The organism is Mucilaginibacter sp. P4_C11 (assembly GCF_056402115.1).
On the sequence record NZ_JBFUIA010000020.1, the window covers coordinates 106,371 to 131,126 of the forward strand.

Annotated in this window: 16 protein-coding genes; 9 read left to right on the forward strand and 7 right to left on the reverse strand. The window is 43.7% G+C overall.

The features are described from left to right. Entirely contained in the window at window positions 1–627 is a 627-nt protein-coding gene (locus tag AC1DU2_RS18880) for a M15 family metallopeptidase (RefSeq protein WP_477386002.1), read from the forward strand. Between the two features lie 31 nt (window positions 628–658). Here the strand turns inward: AC1DU2_RS18880 and AC1DU2_RS18885 are convergent, their stop codons facing one another. Then, the gene (locus AC1DU2_RS18885) at window positions 659–2,422 is read right to left on the reverse strand and encodes an SMP-30/gluconolactonase/LRE family protein (protein WP_477386004.1); all 1,764 of its coding nucleotides are present in this window, start codon (window positions 2,420–2,422) and stop codon (window positions 659–661) included. A 500-nt stretch (window positions 2,423–2,922) separates the two neighbouring features. Between AC1DU2_RS18885 and AC1DU2_RS18890 the strand changes: the two genes are divergently transcribed. The 8 genes from AC1DU2_RS18890 (at window position 2,923) to AC1DU2_RS18925 (ending at window position 17,302) form a co-directional block, all read left to right on the forward strand. After that, entirely contained in the window at window positions 2,923–4,548 is a 1,626-nt protein-coding gene (locus AC1DU2_RS18890; RefSeq protein WP_477386005.1) for an arylsulfatase, read from the forward strand. Between the two features lie 26 nt (window positions 4,549–4,574). Further along, window positions 4,575–5,750: a formylglycine-generating enzyme family protein gene (locus AC1DU2_RS18895; protein WP_477386007.1), complete on the forward strand. Its 1,176-nt coding sequence runs from the start codon at window positions 4,575–4,577 to the stop codon at window positions 5,748–5,750. 454 nt (window positions 5,751–6,204) lie between these two features. Beyond that, a complete protein-coding gene (locus tag AC1DU2_RS18900; RefSeq protein ID WP_477386009.1) occupies window positions 6,205–7,191 on the forward strand; it encodes a 3-keto-disaccharide hydrolase in 987 nt (328 codons plus the stop codon). 273 nt (window positions 7,192–7,464) lie between these two features. After that, a complete protein-coding gene (locus tag AC1DU2_RS18905) occupies window positions 7,465–8,541 on the forward strand; it encodes a YncE family protein (RefSeq protein ID WP_477386011.1) in 1,077 nt (358 codons plus the stop codon). Between the two features lie 180 nt (window positions 8,542–8,721). Continuing rightward, the gene (locus tag AC1DU2_RS18910) at window positions 8,722–10,881 is read left to right on the forward strand and encodes a DUF5703 domain-containing protein (protein ID WP_477386013.1); all 2,160 of its coding nucleotides are present in this window, start codon (window positions 8,722–8,724) and stop codon (window positions 10,879–10,881) included. 226 nt (window positions 10,882–11,107) lie between these two features. Further along, window positions 11,108–13,657 carry a Kelch repeat-containing protein gene (locus AC1DU2_RS18915; protein ID WP_477386015.1) on the forward strand — a complete coding sequence of 850 codons (2,550 nt, stop codon included), beginning with the start codon at window positions 11,108–11,110 and terminating at the stop codon, window positions 13,655–13,657. Window positions 13,658–13,761: 104 nt separating this feature from the next. Then, complete coding sequence (locus AC1DU2_RS18920) at window positions 13,762–16,008, forward strand: GH92 family glycosyl hydrolase (RefSeq protein ID WP_477386017.1); 2,247 nt, start codon at window positions 13,762–13,764, stop codon at window positions 16,006–16,008. 37 nt (window positions 16,009–16,045) lie between these two features. Further along, window positions 16,046–17,302, forward strand: coding sequence for a glycoside hydrolase family 99 protein (locus AC1DU2_RS18925; RefSeq protein ID WP_477386019.1), 1,257 nt, complete (start codon window positions 16,046–16,048; stop codon window positions 17,300–17,302). A 321-nt stretch (window positions 17,303–17,623) separates the two neighbouring features. Here AC1DU2_RS18925 and AC1DU2_RS18930 read toward each other — a convergent pair whose 3' ends face one another. From AC1DU2_RS18930 to AC1DU2_RS18955, 6 genes are read right to left on the reverse strand one after another with little or no spacing between them, the layout of a single operon-like run. Beyond that, window positions 17,624–18,895, reverse strand: a complete 1,272-nt coding sequence (locus tag AC1DU2_RS18930; protein WP_477386022.1) for a glycoside hydrolase family 99 protein — start codon at window positions 18,893–18,895, stop codon at window positions 17,624–17,626. Between the two features lie 27 nt (window positions 18,896–18,922). After that, window positions 18,923–19,927, reverse strand: a complete 1,005-nt coding sequence (locus tag AC1DU2_RS18935; RefSeq protein ID WP_477386024.1) for a family 43 glycosylhydrolase — start codon at window positions 19,925–19,927, stop codon at window positions 18,923–18,925. A 5-nt stretch (window positions 19,928–19,932) separates the two neighbouring features. Then, entirely contained in the window at window positions 19,933–20,961 is a 1,029-nt protein-coding gene (locus tag AC1DU2_RS18940) for a family 43 glycosylhydrolase (RefSeq protein WP_477358253.1), read from the reverse strand. Between the two features lie 37 nt (window positions 20,962–20,998). Then, window positions 20,999–22,150: a hypothetical protein gene (locus tag AC1DU2_RS18945; protein WP_477386026.1), complete on the reverse strand. Its 1,152-nt coding sequence runs from the start codon at window positions 22,148–22,150 to the stop codon at window positions 20,999–21,001. Window positions 22,151–22,174: 24 nt separating this feature from the next. Next, window positions 22,175–22,879, reverse strand: a complete 705-nt coding sequence (locus tag AC1DU2_RS18950; RefSeq protein ID WP_477386028.1) for a DUF3823 domain-containing protein — start codon at window positions 22,877–22,879, stop codon at window positions 22,175–22,177. A gap of 18 nt (window positions 22,880–22,897) precedes the next feature. Further along, window positions 22,898–24,715 (reverse strand): RagB/SusD family nutrient uptake outer membrane protein, encoded by a 1,818-nt coding sequence (locus tag AC1DU2_RS18955; protein ID WP_477386030.1) that lies wholly within the window; start codon window positions 24,713–24,715, stop codon window positions 22,898–22,900. Window positions 24,716–24,756 lie beyond the last annotated feature (41 nt).

The following is a 24,756-nucleotide window of genomic DNA, read 5'->3' on the forward strand; positions in this document are numbered from 1 at the left end:
ATGTCAAAGAAACCAAGTGTTACCCCCGATCAGGCTAAGAATATAGCCTGGTACCTTCAACCTGTTGATTTACATACCTTGCTTCCTATTAATGTTGGGTTGCGGTCGGCGCAGGAAGCAACTATGATATCTGTCCTCGGTTCGCCTCAATTACCCCTTACCACGGTTGATCAGCCCGGTAAAGCGAGTCCACTGGTAAAAAAGCTTGCGTCTACCCTAAATATCAGCCCCTTAATTATCGCTAACGGTATTAAGCCCTCTGTCCAAAGCCTTGATGCTATACTTAAAAAAGCCTTTAGTCAGGAACAAGCTGCGGGTCATGATCTTAAAAGTGTACTTAGTTCGGCATATAATATGCTAAATGTTCGTTACCGCAAGCCGCCAAAGGGCCCGCCGTCAACCCAAATCAGTAATCATGCCTGGGGTACTGCTATTGATTTCAAGATAATTACCCAGGACTTTTTGGGCGATACCCATTCAACCATACCTAAATATATTGAAGTATTACTGCCTCTTTTTAACGAAGCAGGCTGGTATTCGGGAATAAGCTTCCATGATACAATGCACTTCGAAGTTTCCGATGGAACTATCCATCAGTGGTCGGCAGAAGGAAAATTTAAGATTTAAAAAACTTAACGGACACGTCGCAAGCATTGGTTCAAATTTTAGGTGTAACCGCCTTAAATGGCTTATCAAACGAATTAGCCCCATTTACACCCACTTTACGGCGGTAAACTTTATCCTGGCAGGTAACATATAATATATCAAAATTGGGGCCGCCAAAGCAAATATTGGCGGGGGTATTTCCGAAGGGGACGGGTATTATCGAAATTACCCGTCCTATCTCGTCCATAACCTGGATGCCCATTTTTGTAACGGCATAAATACGGTTGTTACGGTCACATTTTAAACCATCGGCCCAGGCGTTTTCGGCATTATCGGGTACATGCAGCCAGCCAAAACGCTGCTTGGCCGTTAATGAGCCATCAGCTTTAACCTGGTAAGCATATACCCAATGGCTTGCACTCTCGGCAACATATAACTCCGTTTGATCGGGGCTAAGGGCCAGTCCGTTAGGGAATTTGAGCCCTTCATCAACAACCAGTTTTTCGCCATTGGGTTTTATAAGGTAAATTTTGCCCGGCTTTTCGGCACCGTTGGGTGCTGTTACATAAATGTTCCCGTTGTTGGCTACAGTAAGGTCGTTTACATTGATGCCGTCAGCAACCATGGTTTCTTTATTGTTTACATCATATTTTAAAATTTGATTGCTAGCAGTTGCGGTGTTGTAACGTAGTCCGTCGGCACCAAAAGCTGTGCCGCTGGCTTTTTTAGAATCTATTTTTAGTTGGGTTAAGTGCCCCTGCAAATCTACTTTGTAGGTTTTAGCATTGGGGATATCCTGGTAAAATACCTCTCCCGCGGCATTAACGCCGGTTCCTTCGGCAAAACCATAACCTTCGCCAACCAGTTCCCAGTCTTGGCCCGGTATGATGATTGTGTTGGTGAAAGCGTTTTTTGACTGACCTTTTGCAACCGGTTTTGGATAATCTTTCCATAAAAAACGCATGGCTTGCGGAAATATGGCCGTAGCATGGATTCCATTGTGTCCGCCATCGCCCCAGGCGTGCTCAACCTCGTAACCAGCAAACTGCAACGCTCTTTCCATTATCTGGGCAGTTATCCACCAGTCGCCAACGTAGTTATTCAAATCGTTTGTTCCGTCCTGCAAAAATACCCTGATTGGTTTAGGCTCAAATTTGCGAATGAGGGTAGGGAACCGCTCGGCACCACGAAAACCTACATAAGTACCAATCGAGCTAAATACCCGGCTAAACTGGTCTGGTCTTTCCCAGGCTGCGTTAAAGGCGGCTATCGCACCGCTGCTTGATCCGCCTATAGCCCGGTCATTGGCCTTTTTTGAAAGCAGGATGGGTTTTCCGTCTTTGGTTTTTTGCTTCTCAACTTCGGGGAGTAATTCCTGTATTAAAAATTTAATATAATTATCGCCCAAGCCATCATATTCGTAGCTGCGGTTGTTACGATTTAATGCGTTGTCGGCGTCTTCGGCTGGTATACTGCCGGGTTGTATAAACACCGCGATAGTTACCGGCATTTCTTTTTTGTAAATAAGGTTATCAAAAACAACCGGGGCTTTAAACTGGATACCATCCTGGTTTACATACAGGCAGGCCGGTTTTTTGCCGTCATACGCGGCGGGCACATAAACCCAATATTTACGCGTGGTGCCGGGGAATATCTTTGAACTATCGAATTTAAATTCCATCATATCGCCCTTGGGTACGCCGGTTTGATCCATTGACGCAGGATCAGCGGGGTAATTTTCGGCCGGCGACTGGGCAGCGGCATCCAGCCAGGATATAAAACATACAAAAAGAAACAATACTTTTATTGGTTTCATGGCGGGCTTATTTCAGGTTTATGTAATTGGTTTTCAAATATATAAAATTGATAGTAAAAATGATATGAGACTGATTGAGGAGATTGTTTAATTCGGGTAAAATATAATTCCTATAGGAATAGTAGTTTATGGAAATAATTTTATATTTGCGACGTAAAAACACCACCATGAATGCTTTTTTAAATCCTGGAATAGGGTTCAATAAATTCTCTCCTGCTACTCCGCGACAATTCATGTGCGGTTATTGTTGTTGTTGCTAATCCGGCACAACATCCTGTTATTTTTTTGACGCTGATTTTCTTTCGCATGAAGAGGCGTGCAGCCTTCAAAACATTCATTTGAAATGAAATTTACAGGTATTGTTTGATGAGCAGCCTCAAAGGATAATATATCACTTATCAATAATCTGAGTAATGTGCTTAGTAAAAAATAACCAAGATCAGGTAGCATAGTCAACAATCTATGATCGGTACCATATGTTTATCAAATCAAACAAATAAATGAAAAAACTAATTCTTGCTTTTATAATATTTTTTGCCATCAGCCTGGGCACCTGGCAGGTACATGCCCAGCAAAAAAAGCCAAATATCATTCTTATTGTTGTTGATGATATGGGGTATGCCGACCTGGGCAGCTATGGCTCTGAAATTCATACGCCCAACCTGGATAAGCTGGCTTCGCAAGGGCTTCGTTTAAAAGAGTTTTATAATAATGCTATCTGCGCGCCAACCCGGGCATCCATATTAACGGGCCAGGATCAGCATAAGGCAGGAATTGGCTATTTTGATCAAAACCTGGGTTTGCCGGCTTACCAGGGTTACCTGAATAAAGAATCGGTGACGTTGGCCGAAGTACTCAAACAAAATGGATATAGTACTTTAATGTCGGGCAAGTGGCACGTGGGCAACGATAGTACCAGCTGGCCAAACCAAAGAGGGTTCGACCATTTCTTCGGTATCATAGGCGGAGCTGCGAATTACTTTAATGCCGGTTACATGCCACTTGCAGGCGCCAAATACCCGGTTATTATTGAAGAAGATAACAAACGCTGGCATAAACCCGACGATAGTTATTATATGACGGATGAAATTGGTGATCACGCCGCCAAATTTTTGGATGAGCAAAGCAAAACCAATAAACCGTTCTTTTTATACCTTACTTTTAATGCACCACACTGGCCGTTGCAGGCTTTGCCTGAGGATATTGCCAAATACAAAGGAAGGTATAACATTGGTTGGGATTCGCTGCGTAAAGAACGTCTTGCCCGCCAGTTAGCCTTAGGATTGCGCGATCCAAACCAGACGATTGCTGTACGTGATGCCGAAGTACCCAACTGGGATAATCTCACCTACGATGAGCAGCAGCTGTGGAAAGCCAAAATGGAGGTTTACGCTGCCATGGTTGACCGTATGGATCAAAACGTTGGCAAGGTGCTTGATAAGTTAAAACAGCTTAAAAAGGACGATAATACGCTCATTGTATTTATATCTGATAATGGCGCGCCAGCCGAGGATGTGGCACATGGCAAGGTACACGCGGCCCGTAATATTGGCCCGGTAGGTACATCCGGCTCGTTTGAATCGCAGGGGAAAAATTGGTCGTTTGTATCTAACTCGCCGTTACGCTCATTTAAGGGTGCACTATATGAAGGTGGTATGAGTTCGCCGCTTATTGCCTGGTTTCCCGGTAAAATAAAAGCAAATACAATTGAAAGAGGCACCGCCCACCTTATTGATCTGGCACCTACATTTTATGATGTGGCAGGGGCTAAATACCCGGTGGTTTATAACGGTACCAAAACCAACCCATTGATTGGTAAAAGTCTTGCCGGTTTGTTTTTCAAGGGCGAGGACCTGAACCGGAACAAACCGCTGTTTTGGGAGTTATGGGGTAATCGCGCTGTACGCGAAGGTAAATGGAAATTGGTATCAGTATTCCCGGTAAATCAATGGGAGTTGTACGATATTGATAACGATCGCGGAGAAACTAATAATCTGGCTGCAAAGAACCCCGATGTGGTAAGTAAGCTTTCATTAGAATACCTGCAGTGGGTAAACGCAAATAATGTAGTTTTGGATTTTAATTTGATAAAACCCAAAGCGATACTGGATATTAAAGCAAATTAAAGGTGTATAAAATAACTGAGCCGGTAATGAAGGAAATAAGAATAAAAACCAGGCAAATTTATAGCGCAGGCTTAGGCCTGATGGTATTGGGAATTGGCTTTTCGGCATCATCGTGCAAACCGAAACCGGCTGCCGCAGCCGTTGTTGTTAAGCCGGCATTACCGGTCAAAAAAGCCATCTGCTGCGAATCGAATATCCCGGCACGTTTTCCGTCGCTGGCCGGTCGCCAGGCCGCTTTGTTAGGAAAAGCTGACGTAAACACCGCTCACCAGGGGATGGTTTTTATTAAGCCAGGTAGTTTTCAAATGGGGGCCGATAATAAACAGGCGTCGCCCGATGAATATCCAAAACACCAGGTTACGGTTGATGGCTTCTGGATAGACGTAACAGAAGTTACCAATGCCCAGTTTGGCAGGTTTGTAAAAGCTACCCACTACATTACAACGGCCGAAAAAAAGCCGGATTGGAACGAGCTGAAAAAGCAATTGCCTCCCGGAACGGCCAGGCCGGCCGACAGTCTGCTGGTGTCTGCATCGCTTGTGTTTAGTGCGCCCAATCACCCCGTGGATCTGAATGACTATAGCCAGTGGTGGGTTTGGAAAACAGGTGCAAATTGGAAACATCCGCACGGCCCTAAAAGCAGTATTGCTGGGAAAGATAACTACCCTGTGGTGCACATTTCCTGGTACGATGCCGTAGCTTATTGCAAATGGGCGGGCAAACGTTTACCTACAGAAGCCGAGTGGGAGTGGGCCGCACGTGGCGGCTTGCCAAATAAGATTTACCCCTGGGGTAACGAGCCGGTTGATGCCGGTAAGGTAAAAGCCAATACATGGCAAGGACACTTCCCCGATAATAATACCGTTAAAGATAAATTTTATGGAATAGCGCCTGTTTCCAGCTTTGCCCCAAATGGTTATGGTTTATACGATATGGCAGGTAATGTTTGGGAGTGGTGCGCCGATTATTATAATAACGGTTACTACAAAACAATTAGCCGGCCCGGGGGCGTTAAAAATCCAACAGGGGCTACAAAAAGCTTTGACCCCGACGAGCCTTATGCCATTAAGAGAGTAATCCGTGGTGGATCATTCCTGTGCAACGATAGTTACTGTTCGGGTTACCGTGTTGCCCGCCGTATGAAAAGTACCGAAGACAGTGGCATGGAGCACCTGGGCTTTCGTTGCGTAGCTGATAAATAAATTTAAGCTGCAGATAGCACCAATAACCTGTCTGCTAAAACAATAACCTGAATGGAATTAGTTTTCATTCAGGTTTTTTCGGTTAACGGAATAAGCTTATGGTGTCGGGAAGATATAAGGATTAAACAAACGACACGTTATTTTTGTTGCGTGATCCTGGTTATCCAAAGTCCCTTCGGCACCAGTATTGGACAACAACAGGCACAAATATAGGATGCATTTGACTTGCGGAATACATCAGTTTAATGTTAACCATGTTAAAATATAAAATATTGATTATCAAACATTTATAAATATTTTTTCTGAAATGTGTTAAGTTATGTTAACCCAATTAAATGCGTTTGCCCCCGGTTTCAATCAAATAATTTAGATAAAGAAAAATAAAAAAACTAACTTTCAAGCATCATCGCAAGCAAGCGAAAATTTTAAACCTATAAAATAGCTAAAGTAAAATATGAAAAACCTTACAATGTTAGGCACTAAGTTAACTGGCCATTTTTTTCAGATGCAAATTATGCTGTTGTTATTAGTTTTTTCGGCGTTTACAGTATCAGCCGTTAATTTAGAGCCGAAGAAAGATCCTGACGTAATTGGCAGATGGGATATCACTATAACCAAAGGAGGTAAAAGTTTACCTTCCTGGCTGGAGGTGCAAAAATCAGGCACCCATACGCTGATTGGCCGTTTTGTTTATGCTTTTGGAAGTGCGCGCCCGATTTCGGAAGTTAAGCCCGAGAACGGTAAATACAGTTTTTCTATTCCTCCGCAATGGGAAGAAGGAACCCGCAATATGGATTTTCAGTTTGAAGTGAGCGGCGATAAATTAAAAGGTACGATGGTTTTTACCGACGGCCTTAGCTATGAATTTACGGGTGCGCGCGCTCCGGTACTCATCAGGGCTAAAAGCCCAGTTTGGGCTGCGCCTGTGAAATTATTTAACGGAAAGGATACAAAGGGCTGGCATACCGACGGAAAAAATCAGTGGATAGCCGAGGGTGGAATTTTAAGAAGCCCGCATTCGGGAGCTAACCTGATCACTGATAAAACTTTTACTGATTTTAAACTCCACATTGAATTCAGGTACCCGCAGGGAAGCAATAGCGGCGTTTACCTGAGGGGCAGGTATGAATTGCAGGTTATCGATACAAAAAGCGGCGACCCTGAACCTATAAATAACCAGTTCAGCTCAATCTATGGTTTCCTGCCGCCAAATAAAATGATGGCGAAGAATCCAGGTGAGTGGCAGTCCTATGATATTACGCTGGTTGGCCGGATGGTAACTATCGTGGCCAACGGAAAAACGGTAATATGCGACCAGGTAATCCCCGGAATAACCGGCGGAGCGATAAATAGCCAGGAAGGCGAACCCGGCCCAATTTTGATACAGGGCGATCATGGGCCGATAGATTACAGGAATATTATTATAACACCTGTCAAATAAGAAATCCCAATAAACGAAAAAGCCGTTCCGCGAAACCGGGAAGGCTTTTTTCGTTTCAATCCCAACTATATTTGTACTATTTGATATCGGCCTTGGTCTATGAAAAGCAACCAACAGTCGGTAGTCTTAGGCCCATCATCGATTCATCAGCCAATAACGCAGAAAGCATAGTTGAGGTTAAGTATATTTGTTTTCTGGCCGATCATTGCTTATGATCGACTTCGATAAACCACGTATAAACGAACTCTAACTTTTATCTAATCTGTGAATCGTATGAACAATCCTCGGTATAAGCAAAATCTTAAAGTTATAAAGTTTAGCCCGGTCAAATTACTTTCCGTAGGTCTTTTATTCACTGCGTTAATTTTTGCCGCAACAGGATGTGTAGCGCAGGCTACGCCGCCAACTTCACTCCTCGCATTATCAAAAGCCGATCATATCCTGGCTATCATCGATCCGCTTACACTGAAAGTCGTCGCACGTGTTCCTGTTGGTTCAGATCCCCATGAAGTTATTGCATCAGCCGATGGAAAAACAGCTTATGTTTCGATTTACGGAGGTGGCAGTCTACATGAACTAAGTGTGGTTGATCTGGTGGCCCAAAAGCCCTTGCCTACTATTGATACCAGGCCATTCATGGGACCGCACGGCCTAACGGTTGCCGATGGCAAGGTGTGGTTTACCGCAGAGGGGACCAAAGCTGTTGGGCGGTATGACCCCGCGACAGGTAAATTCGATTGGGCTATGGGAACGGGACAGGACAGAACACACATGATTTACGTAACCGGCAACGGGAAACAAGTTTATACCACAAACGTTTCGGCGGGAACCGTAAGCATTTTGATAGATAGCCTGCTGAAACCTGCTCCTTCTCCAATGGGATTCACGCCGCCGGCTCACCAGGACTGGGTACAAACGGTTATTCCGGTGGCTAAGGGCTCTGAAGGATTTGATGTGTCTCCCGATGGACGTGAATTATGGACTGCCGGTGCCGATGATGGCACTATTTCCATCATCGATATTACTGCAAAAAAGCTAACCGGTAAAATTGACGCGAAAGTTTTGGGGGCCAACCGGCTTAAATTTACACCAGATGGCAAGCGCGTACTGATTACAAGCCTGCGAAGCGGCGATTTGTTCATTTATGATGCGGCATCGCACCGGGAATTGAAACGCATTAATACCGGCCATGGAGCAGCAGGCATCCTGGTAGATGATGACGGATCCCGTGCGTTTATCGGCTGCACAGGCGATAACTATGTTGCGGTAATAAACCTGAAAACGTTGGCAGTAACCGGGCATATCGATATACGTGGGGCGGATGGATTGGCCTGGGCGGTTAGGCCGTAGTGGCTATTACAACGGCCTTTTCCAACTGTTTACTACAATCTGAATGCCGGCATCAGAACCTGACCGTGCTGACTTATTTTTACTGATGAGCAATCTTGAAGAGCCAGGCATTCATTGTTAATGCTTTTTTAATGGTTTATTAAGTTATGTAGCTTTATTTGTATTGACAATTAATGCTCAATGAATAAGAAAGTCTTCATACTAACTAATATACTCCTGATTTTTACAATAGCTACAGGGTTTGCCAAACCGAAATTTCCTGCTGATACGTTGCTTGATAAATATAATGTAAGCTGGGATACACCGGGCCCCGGTTCGGCCCAATCGATGCCTTTAGGAAACGGGGATATTGGCCTGAATCTTTGGGTCGAAAAGAATGGCGATCTTGTTTTCTACATTAGCAAAACCGATGCCTGGGGAGGCGAGTTAGATGCCCAAAAGGATGAGTGGATGAAACAGGGTGGGGTGTTGATGAAGCTAGGCGCTATTAGGGTATCTGTAAGCCCCAATCCGTTAGCGTTAGGTAATGGTTCGGTTTTCAAACAGGTGCTTAAGCTAAAAACAGGCGAAATAGTAATACAGGAAGGAAAAGACAGCTCGGCCGTAACCTTGCGTGTTTGGGTTGACGCTAATAACCCGGTAATAAGGGTGGAGACGCAAAGTGCCGGATTAACAACTGTAAAAGTGAAACTCGAAAACTGGCGGGCAGGTTTAACAGATGCCATCTTAAACAATCAAAAAAGCCGCATTGCGTGGTATCATCATAATGTATCAACTGCTGWTACTCATTTGGCCAACCTTACCTTTGGGGCTATTATTAAAGGAAAAGGCCTCGCGAATATTGATAACGTAACGCTACAGTCAGGGAAAAAGGTTAAATCGCAATTGATCTCTATTTATCCCTTAACATCGGTTTCAACCAGTGGCCGTCAGTGGCTATCTGGTCTTGAGGAGAAAATGAGCCGGATTGAAAAATTAAAACTTGAACAGACGCGGCAGGCCCACCAGCAATGGTGGCAGCGGTTTTGGCAACGCAGCCGGGTATTTATCAGCGGTGATGCACAAGCTTACAATGTTACACAAGGCTGTGTTTTACAGCGCTTTGTTACGGCATGCGCGGGCAGGGGAGCCTATCCGATAAAATTCAATGGGTCAATTTTCGTGGTAGACAACCCCGCTAAAAATGAGAATGCCGATTTTCGTGCGTGGGGCGGGCAATATTGGTTTCAAAATACCAGGGCCATGTACTGGCCACGGCTTATGGCCGGCGACTTTGACATGATGCGGCCATTGTTTAAAATGTATGCCAATATTTTGCCTGCTAATACCGCGCAGGTTCAGCAGTATTACCATCACGGGGGTGCATATTTCGCAGAAACTTCGCCTTTTTGGGGTGGCCTGAGTTTTATGGGTCCCGATGTGAAAGCAAATTATACCAATCATTACTTTACGCCTGTATTGGAGTTAAGCATGATGATGCTTGACTACTATGAATACACAGGCGATACTAAATTCGCCAGGGAAACTTTATTGCCCATTGCCACTGCAGGGCTGCAATTTTTTGATCAGCATTTTGGCCGCGATAGCACAGGAAAATTGCTGCTTGATCCCGACAACGCAATAGAAATGTTTTGGAAGGTGCATAACCCGGCACCTGATATTGCCGGCCTGCACGCTGTACTTAGCCGGATGATAAAATTACCTGCTGGTATGGTAGATAAAAAAACACTTTTGCAATGGCAAAAGCTATATAACCAGCTGCCGCCATTGCCAACATCAAATGATAACGGAAAAACAGCACTTCTGCCTTATACAGGCCCCCAAACAGCAAAATCATTCAATAGTGAAAACCCCGAATTATATGCGATATACCCTTTTCGGATCTATGGTTTAGGAAAGCCGGATTTGGAAGTAGCTGTAAATACTTTTAATACACGTAAACAGCGTTCAAAGGGCTGCTGGGTGCAAGACGCTATACAGGCAGCCATGGTAGGCCAGGCCGACGTGGCTAAAGAATATGTGAGTTTTTCCCTTACACGCAAAGATCCGGCCCTTAAGTTTCCGGCATTTTGGGATAAAGCCAATGATTATATGCCCGATGAAGACAACGGGGGCAATGGTGAAAACGGATTGCAGCAAATGTTGATGCAGGTTGATGGTAAAAAAATAATGCTTTTACCTGCCTGGCCGCTTGGTTGGGACGCCGATTTTAAACTCAACGCGCCATATAACACAACTGTAGAAGGAAAGGTTGTAAATGGAAAACTCAGTAACCTGAAAGTTACTCCTGAAAGCCGCATGGCCGATGTAATTGATATGACGAAACAACAGGCAAAATAAATGTTAAATTAGTATTGCTATTTGTTAAATTTATGCCAGTTATCTGGCTCAAATTTCAATGGCATTATAGCCTTATATAAAGTTATATTCCTTGAATCTGTATGGTTTTTATTGTAATTTAGCCGGTGCATCACATGTAACCTAATAATACTGCATGTTTTATAACCTGAATTATAAACTATACGCCGGGTACATAAGTTTTAATGCTTAATGTGTACTTACCAACATGAGATTTTTTTTATCGGGAACTATAACGGTTATTATATTAAATATCCTATCTGTATTGCCAGTTAATGCGCAATCGTATGGGCTTGGGTTTTATAGCCACGAAGTGGTGCAGGATAAACGTACTACATTAGATTTAAGCCTGAGTAATGTTTCGCCAAAAGAAAGCCTCGAAATTTCATTCGACTTGTCTTTCATGCCCAATCATGAAATATATTTTGGTTATATATTAAGGATAGTTGACGATAATAAACAAAACATCGATTTAGTTTACGATAACCAGGCTAACACCCGGCATTTTAAGATCATCATTGGTGACCGGCTTTCAAAAATCTCCTTTAATATTGACGATAAACGGCTTTTTGAGCGTTGGAACAAATTGCGCTTACTGATTGACTATAAGAATGATAAGATAACCATATTCTCCGGGCGGGAATCATTTTCGGAGTCGGGCGTTCACTTGCAGCAAAGTAGAAATTACAAACTACTTTTTGGCGCCAATGCTTACCGCCAATACCAAACAACTGATCTTCCCCCGTTAAAATTAAGGGATGTTAACGTAACTCAAAGCGGTACGCTATTGGCTAACTGGCCGCTTAACGAATGGGAGGGTTGTGTGGCCAATGAAAGCGTAAGCCAAAATAACGGAACAATAACAAACCCCTTATGGATAAAAGCCCGCCATCGTAATTGGCAAATGGAGAGGGAATTTACAGTGCCGGGTGATGCCAGTGTTGCGTTTGACGCAGCCAATGAGGCTGTTAACATAATTTCACAGGATTCATTAGTCACGTTTTCGGTGAATAAAACACCGCAGTTAAAAAGTGTGGCTTATCGTTCGGGCAGGCAATTGCTGGTGCCAGGGGATCAGGCACTGTTTGGCAACGATAAATTATATTATCTGTATATCGATCAGATGGCCGTTGCTACCTACGATTTTAAAACCGGACGGTGGAACAAGGGCTTCAAAAGCCTTGCAACCAATAATGGGCACTTGAATAAGTTTTACAATAAAACGGATAGTTGCATATATACCATTGGCGGCTATGGCCAGCTGGTTTATAAGGATAGTGTGAAATGTTATAACGTAGTTACCAATAGCTGGCAAAAAGTAACCTTGAAAGGCGATACTTTTACCCCCCGCTACCTGGCGGGCCTGGGCGTCAATAAAACCGGCGATACTGCTTACGTAATAGGCGGGTACGGCAGCGCTTCGGGGCAGCAGATAGTGAACCCGCGTAATTTGTACGATATGATGCGGTTTTCGGTTAAGGACAAATCCTTTAAAAAACTGTTTACTATCGATGTTAAAGATGAAGATTTTGTGTTTGCAAACTCTTTGGTCATCAACGAAAAAAGCCGGTCGTACTATGGGCTCATTTTTCCCCAGCATAAATTTAATTCAAGTATTCAGCTTATCCAGGGATCGTTGGATAAGGCAAGCTATCATTTGGTAGGTGATACCATCCCTTTTCTTTTTCATGATATTCACTCATATGCCGATTTGGGCTATTTTCCGCACAGCGGCAAGTTTTTGGCTGTAACGCTCTTCAGAGAAAACGATCGGACAAGAATCAAGATATATTCTCTGTTAAGTCCGCCAGAGCCGTTGGCAGATAAAGTGGTTGAGATTAGCCATGTCAATTATTTCTTATGGATAGGAGGCATATGCGCAGCTGGCTTAGGTTTAACGTTGGCTACTGTCATTGTCCGTCGGCGTAAAAAAGTAATTATCCCGATACCGTCTAAGGTAGTTAACGATTTACCTGTAATTGCTCACCACACTGAACCGGAATTCGTAGAAGAAGATGATCACACGCGAACCAGCAACAGTAATGCCATATTTTTATTTGGCGATCTTCAGCTTTTTACTCCTGATGGGAACGAGATAACCAAGTATTTTACCCCTTTATTAAAAGAGTTGTTCCTGGTTATATTACTGTACTCCGTAAAACTGGATAGGGGGGTAAGCTCCGAAAAGTTAAACGAAATACTTTGGTTTGATAAATCAGAAAAAAGCGCACGTAATAATCGCTCTGTAAATATTGCCAAACTTAAATCGCTGCTGGATAAAATGGGGCATTGCCATTTATCAAAAGATACCGGTTATTGGAAGATAGAGATTGATTACACCAATATATTGGTTGATTATCACAATTACCTGAATATTGTATGCAACAAAACCAGGCTGAATAAGCAAAGAATAATCCAGCTTACCTATATCACCCAAAGAGGTAATTTTTTATCGAACATTGAATATGAGTGGCTTGATGCTTTTAAATCAGAAGTGTCTAACGAAATCATCGACTCCTACATTCAATTTGCAAACAGCGTCCAAATTGCCGACGACCCCGAGTTTTTAATAAAACTGGCCAATGATATTTTCTACTTCGACCCTGTAAACGAGGAAGCCATGATATTGAAATGTAAAGCTCTTGCACATATTGGTAAACATTCGCTGGCAAAAAATACTTTCGAGAGTTTTAATAAAGAGTATAAAACAATTTATGGCGAAGCTTTTGACCGTGATTTTAATTCAATTCTTGAATAAATCTGTTACAAAAGCTATTTTTCCTGCTGATTAATCAATTATTAATAGTTCATTAAGCATTATGGGCAATTTTGGCATCATAAACCAAATATAAATTTTCTGAGATGGTTAATCATTTTTCCCGCTTGTTAAAGTCGGTTCCGTTATGTGCGTTATTGAGTGTTACACTCGCTGGTACATGTTACGCGCAAAGCGCCGATGGTAATTTAGAATACATTGACCCACGCATTGGCAATGTGGGCCAACTTTTAGAGCCCACCCGGCCTACCATGCACCTGCCCAACCAGATGATCAGGATGTACCCTAAACGGGCCGATTATATTGACGATCAGATTTCAAGCTTTCCGCTCAATATGGTTTCGCACAGGCAGGGCGAGGTTTTTGCCATAAAGCCAGATGATAAACCGCTCACGGTCGATTCCTGGGACCAAAAAATGCCTTATGACCACGATCTGGAAATAACGCGACCATGGTATTATTCCACTTACCTTATTGATAAGGACATTAACGTGCTGTTTACCCCGGGTAAAAAAGTAGGCATATACAGATTCTTCTTTCCTGCAAAAACAGCCGCTAAAAGCGTCCTCTTTAACGTATATAATGATGGTGCCTCCAGTTGGAATTTTACCGGCGGTAATGAAGTAACCGGCACAGAAACTTATCATGATGATATTAAAGTATATGTTTATGGTCAGTTTAGCGCAAAAGGAATAGCAGGGGTTATTAAGGATGGTGTTTTAACCAAACAAACATCAATTGAAGGTAAAGATGCCCGATCTTTTATTACTTTTTCAGACGGGACTCCTGATAATATCGAGTTTAAATATTCCATATCATATATAAGCGCCCAGCAAGCAAAGCAGAATTTTAACGATGAATTTACCGGGGTTGATTTTACTACTTTGATGGCAGCTGCAAAAGGCGCATGGGCAAAGGTTGCCAACCAGATACAGGTTGAAGGCGGTACTGTGGCACAACGTAGGTCGTTTTACACTGCACTATACCGTAGTAATGAGCGTATGGTAAACATTAACGAAGATGGCCATTATTATAGCGRTTATGATAAAAAGGTGCATGACAGTAACAGGCCTTTTTATGTAGATGACTGGGTATGGGACACCTACCTGGCATTGCATCCGCTCAGGTCGATATTAAACCCGACCATGGAATCGGATATGTTAAACTCCTATGTGAATATGTACCAGCAAAGTGGTTGGATGCCTACCTTCCCGGTGTTGTTTGGCGATAACCCCTGCATGAATGGTTTTCACTCTACCGTGATGTTTTTAGATGATTACCGTAAAGGCATTCGTGGTTTTGATGTAGAAAAGGCATATGAAGGGATTGTAAAAAATGCAACACAGGCCACCATGCTGCCCTGGGAAAACGGCGCTAAATGTGAGCTTGATGATTTTTACTATGCTAAAGGATATTTTCCTGCTCTTCAAAAAGGCGAAAAGGAAACCGTAAGCCTGGTACATTCATTCGAGAAAAGACAGGCTGTAGCTGTTACATTGGGTGGCAGCTATGATGATTGGGCTGTTGGTGAATTGGCTACCGAACTGAATAAGACAAATGATCAATCAATATTTGCAAAGCGGGCATCTAACTATAAAAACTTATGGAACGAGGATAAAAAGATGTTCATTCCAAAGGATAAAGACGGCAACTGGATAAATATCGACCCTAAATTTGATGGTGGCCTGGGCGGGCGCGACTTTTATGATGAAAACAACGGATGGACTTACCTATGGCAGGTACAGCACGATATACCCGGATTAATAGGTTTAATGGGCGGCAAGGATAATTTTGTGGCTAAGCTTGATCAAACATTTCGCGAAAGCCTTGATCGCAGCAAGTACCAGTTTTGGGCCAAATTCCCCGATGCTACAGGTCTGGTTGGGCAATATTCTATGGGCAATGAGCCAAGTTTCCATATTCCGTACTTGTATAATTATGCAGGTGCGCCCTGGAAAACCCAGAAACGAATCCGCTTTTTACTGGACGTATGGTATAAGGATAACATATTCGGGATCCCCGGCGATGAAGATGGCGGTGGCATGTCGGCGTTCGTCGTGTTCTCCTCTATGGGTTTTTATCCAATTACACCGGGCAAACCTATATATACTATTGGTAGCCCTGTATTTAGTAAGGTTACCATTAGTTTGCAAAATGGTAAGCAGTTTAAGATGATAGCAAATAACTGCTCGGTGATTAATAAGTATATCCAGAGTGCAAAGTTTAACGGCGAAGTTTTAAATAAACCATGGTTTACGCACGATCAACTGACGGCCGGTGGGACTCTCGAACTGGAAATGGGGCCAAAGCCCAATAAAAACTGGGGTATCTGATCTAATCTATAAAACAAAAATATTAACAATAATCCTGATGAAAAAACAAGTTTTTAGCATCTTGTTGCTACTGCTATGCGCTGTTGTCTATAGTCAAAAACACAGCAAAACATCAGCGTTTAAAAGTTATAAAGGGTTGGTAATGGCCGGTTACCAGGGTTGGTTTAATGCCCCTGAAGATGGGGCCGGCCGGTGGTGGAATCATTATGTATCGCACGGCAAATTTGAACCTGGATTTACCAATATCGATTTATGGCCCGATGTAAGCGAATATAAAAAGACCTATAGATCTCCCTTTAAATTGGCCGATGGCAGCGATGCGTACCTGTATAGTTCATACGATGCCTCTTCGGTTGAAACACATTTTAAATGGATGCAGCAATATGGCGTCGACGGTGTATTTGTACAGCGTTTTATTGGCGATGTGCAGCGGAGTAGGGGGCGTAACCACAATGATGTGGTTTTGGGCAATGCACTTAAGTTTTCTGAAAAATACCATAGGGCAATTTCGGTAATGTACGATCTTTCGGGAATGGGCGGCGGAGGCGACTCGCTGGTGATAAAAGATTGGAAACATTTGGTTGATAGTATGAAACTAACCAATCGCGGCAATAAGCAAACCTGGCTATATCATAACGGAAAGCCACTGGTAGCCGTTTGGGGCGTAGGTTTTAACGACAATCGTAAATATGGCCTTGCAGAAGCTGAGCGAATCATCGATTTTTTAAAGAATGACCCTGTTTATGGCGGATGTGCCGTGCTGCTTGGTGTGCCAACTTACTGGCGCGATTTTGGGAGCGATACCGAGAAAGACCGGCACTTGCATGATCTGCTTCGTAAGGTGGATATTGTACACCCCTGGTTTGTAGGCCGTTTTAATGAAGAAGCTTACCCCAAATTTCAGGCCCGGATAGTGGATGATATTGCCTGGTGCAAAGCTAATAAGATTGATTATGTGCCTACAATTTTCCCGGGTTTTAGCTGGCATAATATGAATCCGCGGGCGTCCCAAAACCAGATTCCGCGCAACCGCGGAAGCTTTTACTGGAAACAAATTAACGGGGCAATTAAGGGCGGGGCAAGTATGCTATATGTTGCCATGTTTGATGAGGTTGATGAAGGCACAGCTATACTCAAGGCGTCTAAGAATCCCCCCGTGGGGCTTAGTACGTTTGTTAAATATGAAGATGATATTCCTAATGATTATTATTTATACCTAACGGGGTATGCCGCCAAAATGCTTAGGAAGCAGCTGCCTTTACAGGAAAATGTACCACCGCCGGTAAAAAAATAACCGGGGTTTAGTTGATGTTACCAGGCATTTGGTAACCGGTGTGCCCGGGGTGAGATACGGGCGCACTTATTTTTAAAACCTTACCAAGGAGGGCTTTTTCCGGGTAACAAAAGATCAGGAAGCTTGTCGGAACAAATGAAATGCTTAAAAGGTACGGACTAACTGGGTGGTAAAATACCCCTGTTCTTTAGAAAAGTACAGGAAATGAGAGGTTTACGGCAGCGATTTTAGAAAAATTTCTAACAGTTCCCCGATAATTTTCAAAAGAAAAGCCGCAGCAACTATTAGTTCCCGCGGCTTTTCTTCGATAGATAACTTTTGTTACAAAATAGGTTTTGTAGGCCTTGTTGCCGTAAGCGGGGTTATCTTTTTAAACATCTTTGCCCCGTCGCCGGTAAGCCTCAGGTAGTAATCTGCAGAGCAGGCGGTGCCGTCTTCATCAAGCCCCAAAAAGCCTGAGCCTGCCGGTATAAATGCCTGGCTTTCGGCAGTCTTGGCTATCTGGTTGCCTTCATTGTACTCATCAAACATCGAAATGTAGATGCCCTGGGCGCCAACCCTGGTCATGTTGTAAAACTGTCGCCACATAAAGTCGCCGTGGGCACGCTGGCGGCCAGATAAGTCGCCGGGTAGTATACAGGGTTGGTAGTCAATTCCGTTGGCATTGCAATAGGCCTGGTCGGCTTTATTAATGGTTACAAAAAAACCGTCGGACTGGTTGGCATTGCCTATCCTGCCAACCATCCATGGCGAAAGCATATCAAATGCCTTATACGTACTTAAAAATCCCGGGCGTGAATCGCTGGTTTGGGTAAGCCAGTTTGTAGGCACGCCGCCAATAACATAACATCCCTTGCTTTTAAACCATTTAATCACTTCAAGGCAGTTTGCCGCAGTAAAGTCATGGTTGTTATCAGAAAAGCCAAATCCCCAGATACACACAACAGGTTTGCCATTTTGCTTTGCATAGGCCGGCGACGAGGTGTATTGCGACATTTTGTTTGTCCAGTCGGTTTTTAATTCGCTTTGCATATTTGTCCAGCCGCTTACATCGTACATAATGTAAAACTTGACACCATTTTTTTCGGCGGCTATTTTGGTTTTGGCGGCCATGGCATCGCGTACCGGACCTTCCAGTCCGCTTGGGTTAAAACGCTGTAAGGCAGCACCGTCAATACCATAGTCTTTCATCCATTTAAACTGGGTATCGATAGTTTGATCTGAAAACGAAGAAAACACCGTAGCCGGTTGCCCGTTCCCTAAATTGGCAAATTGGGTAGGGAATTTATTGGTATAATCGCGCATATCTGGCCAGGCCGAAATAGCTTTATTGGTTGGCGATGGCTGCTGTTCCCAGGTTTGAGCCCAGTGCCAGTACCTGTTTATCGGCGATCCGTCGCCTATAGCCGCAAACCAGCCCTGGTAACCTACTACTACTTTGCCCACTACATCGCCAACCGGCGATGGTGTTCGGTCAATGGTATCTGTTGGTGTTACAGGTGGGGCTGGGGTATTAGTGTTTTTTTTTGAACAACTGGTGTTCGCTGCTATCAGCGTTATTAGTAGCAACGTGTTAAATGATCTTCTTCTCATGTCCCTTGTTTTATTTGTTTATATCTTTTATTTTTTCACTCCGTTAATATCTGTTTGAATTACTTTCCTGATAGTGCCATCGGCGTTGTAATAAAGCTTGTTTACACAAACAGAACGCAGCCAATCATTGTGCGAAAGCGAGCTGTTGTGATAAAAGGCGTACCACTGCCCTTTAAATTCAACTATTGAACCATGGTCGGTAAAACTGTCGGTAGGGTCCATGTATACACCTTTATAGGTCCAGGGACCAAGCGGGTTATTACTTGTTGCATAGCGCATACGATTAAATTTTCCGGCCTCGTTAAAATTATCGGCGTATGAGAGGTAATACACGCCGTTCCGTTTATGTACCCAGCTTGCTTCATGAAAATCCGTAAGGCCCTGCATGGTTTTCATTTCGCCATCAAGCTCCATCATATTATCCTTTAACTTGCCGCCTTTACAGATGTTACCGCCGCCGTAGTATAAATAGGCCTTCCCGTCATCGTCAACAAACACACAGGGGTCTATCAACGATTCGAGCCCATGAATGTACCCCTGCGATTTAAAGTCCTTTGCCGGGCTTTTGCTGGTTGCTACGCCTATTTTCCAGGTAGTATTCCATTCGGTACCGCTGGGATGCGGGAAGTAGAAATAGTAGGTGCCGTTTTTATAAGCGCAATCGGGCGCCCACATGAAACCGCCTTCGGAGCGACCCCAATCAACGTCGCTTGCCTGTAATACCTGGCCTTCATCCCGCCAGTGTACCATATCATCCGTGGAGTATACATGATATTTATCCATCAAATCGCAGCCACGTGGAGGGTCGATGTCATGAGAAGGGTATAAATACAACCTGCCATCAGTCCAAACATGTGCCGATGGATCTGCAGTGTAGATATTGGTAATAAAAGGGTTTTTAAAACCGTCGCCCTTTGGGTCTTCAATAACTACTGTTGGGGTTTCGCCGGTGGGGTTGCTTTTTTTTGAGCAATTGCTTGCTGCCACCACCAGGGTTGTTAAAAGGATTGTATATACTATCTTCCCGTTCATATTATTTACTTTTTTATCGCTCCTGTTGGTATTACTTTTTTAATAGTGCCATCGGCATTATAGTAAAGCTTATCTACACAGATAGACCGTAACCAATCCTGGTGAGAGAGTGAACTGTTATGGTAAAACGCGTACCATTGGCCCTTAAACTGAACAATGGAACCATGGTTGGTGTAGCTATCAGTAGGGTTCATATAAACACCTTTTGAAACCCAGGGGCCTAACGGACTATTGCTGGTGGCATAACGCATTTGGTTGTGTTTGCCGTTCACATCGTGATTGTCTGAATAGGATAGGTAGTATATGCCGTTCCTTTTATGTACCCAGGTGGCTTCATGAAAATCTTCCAGGCCTTCCATTTTTTGCATTTCTCCATCAATTTCAATCATGTTGCTTTTTAGTTTGCCACCTTTGGAGGTGCCGCCGCCACCATAATAAAAATAAGCCTGGCCATCATCATCTATAAACACACACGGATCAATCATCGATTCCAATCCTTTGATATACCCTTGCGATTTAAACCCGCTTGCCGGGCTTTTGCTGGTGGCCACGCCAATTTTCCAGGTGCTGTTCCACGCGGTGCCGCTTGGATGGGGGAAATAAAAGTAATAGGTGCCATTTTTGTAAGCGCAATCCGGCGCCCACATAAAACCGCCTTCTGGGCGGCCCCATTCAACCTGGCTGGCGTTTAGTATTTCGCCATGGTCTTTCCAGTGCACCATGTCGTCGGTTGAGTAAACGTGGTATCTGTCCATCAAATCGCAGCCGCGCGGCGGGGCTACGTCATGCGATGGATATACGTACAGGCGGCCGTCTTTCCAAACATGGGCAGATGGATCGGCTGTGTAAATATCAGTAACAAATGGGGTTCCGACAGCTGCGGTATCGGCCGGTTTATCCTGGGCAATACACAAAGACGTTGATAGTGTTCCCAGGCCTATGGCCAGTATAGCTGATATTTTTATTAAATTATGCTTTATCATCAGGATGCTGTTTCTTTTTTTAAATGGCAGAGAAATTACTTTCTCCGCCATTTTGATGTTTATAAATTAATGAAGGGTTGGGGAATAATTATTTTGAGACAACTTTGATGTCATCGATGCCATAATTTTGATCTGTTGTTGCTTTAGCTGCACTCCAGAAGAATATCTTTATATAGTTCATAGCTGTTAAATCCGGCCCCCCGTCTCCCGACACATATCCGTCGGTAAAATTGAGCTGCAAGTGATTCCATCCATTTTTTAACGTTGGGATAATTTTATCCATTCCCCAGCCAATACGTTTGTTATCCGGATCGGCGGCGCTGCTGAATTGTATTTGACCATCTACTTTAAGTAAAGAAACGTCCTGGACATAAAACCAAAGATCCAATTGCCCTGTTGCCATGGTTACCGTTGTATTAACAGGAGCGGGCAGGGTTTTAATAAACTGCATAAAATCCTGGCCTGTTTTTATTGTTGCCTTCAGATAGCCGGTACCTTCTTTTTGGCCGGTTGTTGTTAAAACCGGGTCTCCGCCTGCTACCTGCCAGCCGTCAGTTTTATCACAGTTATCAATCACTACGGGCGGTGGCGGCGGTAATGCTGCAACCCTGATATCATCGATACCAAAATTTTGATCATTAGCCGCTTTGGCTGCGGTCCAAAAGAATATTTTTACAAAATTCATTGCTTTTAAATCCGGGCCACCATCTCCGGATACGTATCCATCGGTGAATTTCAGCTCTAAGTGGTTCCAGCCGTTTTGCAGTGTTGGGATAATTTTATCCATTCCCCAGCCAATACGCTTGTTATCCGGATCGGCGGCGCTGCTAAACTGTATCTGGCCATCTATTTTAAGCAAAGAAACGTCCTGAACATAAAACCAGAACTTTAATTCGCCGGTACTAAAGGTTGCTTTTGTATCAACAGGAGCGGGGAGGGTTTTAATAAACTGCATAAAATCTTGCCCTGTTTTTATTGTGGCCTGGATATAGCCGGTGCCTTCCTTTTTGCCGGTTGTTGCTAAAACAGGATCTCCGCCTGCTACCTGCCAGCCGTCGGTTTTATCGCAATTGTCAATTACCACAGATGTATCGATAACCGGGGGTGTTGTAGTATCAACCGGGGGAGGGGCTTTAAGGCCAGATGTATCCCGTGAAACATATTTTTCTTTTTGGCAGCCCACAATTATAAAGCCTGCCATGAGGATGGCGCAAACCATCGTTGTTTTAATGAATTTCATTTCCTTTTTTGGTTTAAGGTTAAATTATTTAGGAACGTCTACCTGTACTATTTCCGAAAAATTTGAGCTGTTGAAACTATCGCTTAAACGCACCCCGGCACGTACAAAAAATGTGCGGCCCGGTATAAGGTTGGGAACGGTTAAGGTGATTGATTTTTGAGCATCAGTAAGGTCAATAAATTCTTTATTGACGGTTACAGCATTTAAATCCGAGAAGTCTCTGATAGAAGCTCCTGTACCTACCAGCTTTGTGGTATTCACATAAGGCTGCACATCTTTAATAGTTGGCAACCCTGCTACAACGGGCGCGGTAATATCAAACTTTAAGGTTAAAGTTGTGCCTGTTAAACTTGTAGTAAAGTTTTTGATAATGATGTACGGTGTAACAACAAAGTCGTGTTTGGTACCTTGGGCAATATTCACCGTCACGGTATCATAAACCGGCCAGAAAGCGCCGCCTGTAGGCACAACCTTATATGCACTTTTAAAAAGTTTGGTATCCTGAAAGGTGCCATCAAACTTACTTGGAATGGTTTGTGGGGTAGTCCAGCCAATTTGCTGAAGTTTTATTGTGGTGCTACCGCCTGATGTTGGCAAGTTACCACCTTCGGACGAAATTATATTGCCTTGGAATGAGGCGTTAGGACCATCGTAATTGTCTGTTTTTGTACATGCAGAACTTGCAAGTATAGTTACGCCCACCAAAATTCTGCTAATCAGTTTTTTCATATCTTAAAATTTAAATTCTTAATAATTTGGATTATTAGGGAGCAGGTTAGGGTTCTTTCCGATTTCGCCTCCGGGAATTCCTTCATAATAAAATTGCTTCTGGAAAGAGTATTCGCGATTAAACAGTTCTGTTTCGGCTAAGAAGATGAATTTGTTTTCATTCAACACATAATATGGCATCAGGCCTTTAAAGTGCGCCCTGTCAAGCACCACATCGGCTGTGCGCCATCTTTTTAAATCCCAATAGTATTGGTTTTCAAATGCAAGCTCCATACGCCTTTCGTTGCGAACTTTATTTAAATCGATAGAAGTGTAAGGGGCTGCACCGGCCCGGCTTCTGATGAGGTTAACAGAAGTTAATGCATCGCCGGCGTTGCCCAATTCCATAGCAGCTTCTGCCCGGTTTAACAAAATCTCGCCATAACGAAGGTCAATCCAGGGCTGCTCGCTCCTGTTAAGGTCAACCGCCGATTGGGGTTTGTTATAATCAACATATTTGCGCACATAAAAGCCTGTGCGGGTTAGTTCATCGCCACCTGTCCATGGGCCGGTAAAGCCAATTACCTGCTTGCCCTGGTACAATGTTTTTGTATCGCCTGCAAGTATGTATGAGCGGGAATTGGCCTGTTTAGCAACCTCAGCGGCCGCTGTTCCGCTAAAAGATGGGTAAATGCCCCGTTGCATATCAAACATAAGCCCCCTTAAAGTTGCGCCAGGGAAATAAACGGTGGCTAATAACCTTGGCTCAAGACCTTGCATCAATTGTGCACGGTTATCAAAACGTTTAGGTGTACCATCGCCATTAGTCACCGGTAACTCTCCCCAAAGCCGTACAAAATCTAATGTAGGGTATGAACGCGAAAGCGCATTAGCTGTAAAATAACGCGGCGACATAGTAGCATCCCAGCTATGAGCAGTGTGAGTAGCAATAGAATATTGTTTTATAAAAATATTTTCGGGGCTTGTGCTTTTTAAGAACAGATCAACATAGTTTTGTACTTTATCTGAATTTGCATTATAAAGCGAGTAATGACCGTCGAGCAATTTAGCGGCATCGTAAGCTGCCTGGAAATAAGCAGTCGCTTTATCTGCAGGGATACCAACCAGGCCTTGTGCACGTGCCGGGCCATCAACAAAGTTTACTGAACCGTACCTGGCAACACACGCGGCATAAAGCATTGCCCTTGATTTTAAGGCGGCTGCAACATACCTGTTGGCCCTGCCTGCATCACTGGTTTCGGGCATCATCTGGTAACCCAAATCAAGCTCGGTGCCGATAAAATCCCATACAGCCTGTTCTTTATCGCGGTGCACCTGGAGTGTTGACAGTGGTGCGCCAGGATCTTGTGGTACCGTAATAATTGGGATACCCCCGTAACGCTTGGCCATGCCAAAGTAATAGTACGCCCTTAAAAAATGAGCTTCGCCCAAAAGGGCATTTACCGTTGGCTGGCCTAGCTTGGCAACATGTTTAGGCAATTCGGCTATCAGGGTATTTACGTTCCTGATATCGCCATATGGCCAGTAACCAAAGCCACCGCCAATATCCATCCCGCCAAAAGGGCCAACTTCTTCGCCCGTAACCGAGGCCGAATTATAAAAGTTTTCCCAATCGTTGCCGCCGGTTTTAAACCCCTGATCGGGCCGGTATTTAAAGTCTTCAATAGGTAAATTATGGTATATGGTTGCCAAAAACGATTTAACACCTGCCTCGCTGTCATATATAATCTCGGGAGTAAAGATGTTAGTCGGCAGAATATCCAACCTTTGGCAGGAAGTAAGCGAAACCCCTACGCCAATAGATATTGCTATAATAAATTTATGTATACTTTTCATGTGTCAATAGTTATTCGTTAATAATTCATGATATGCCCGGC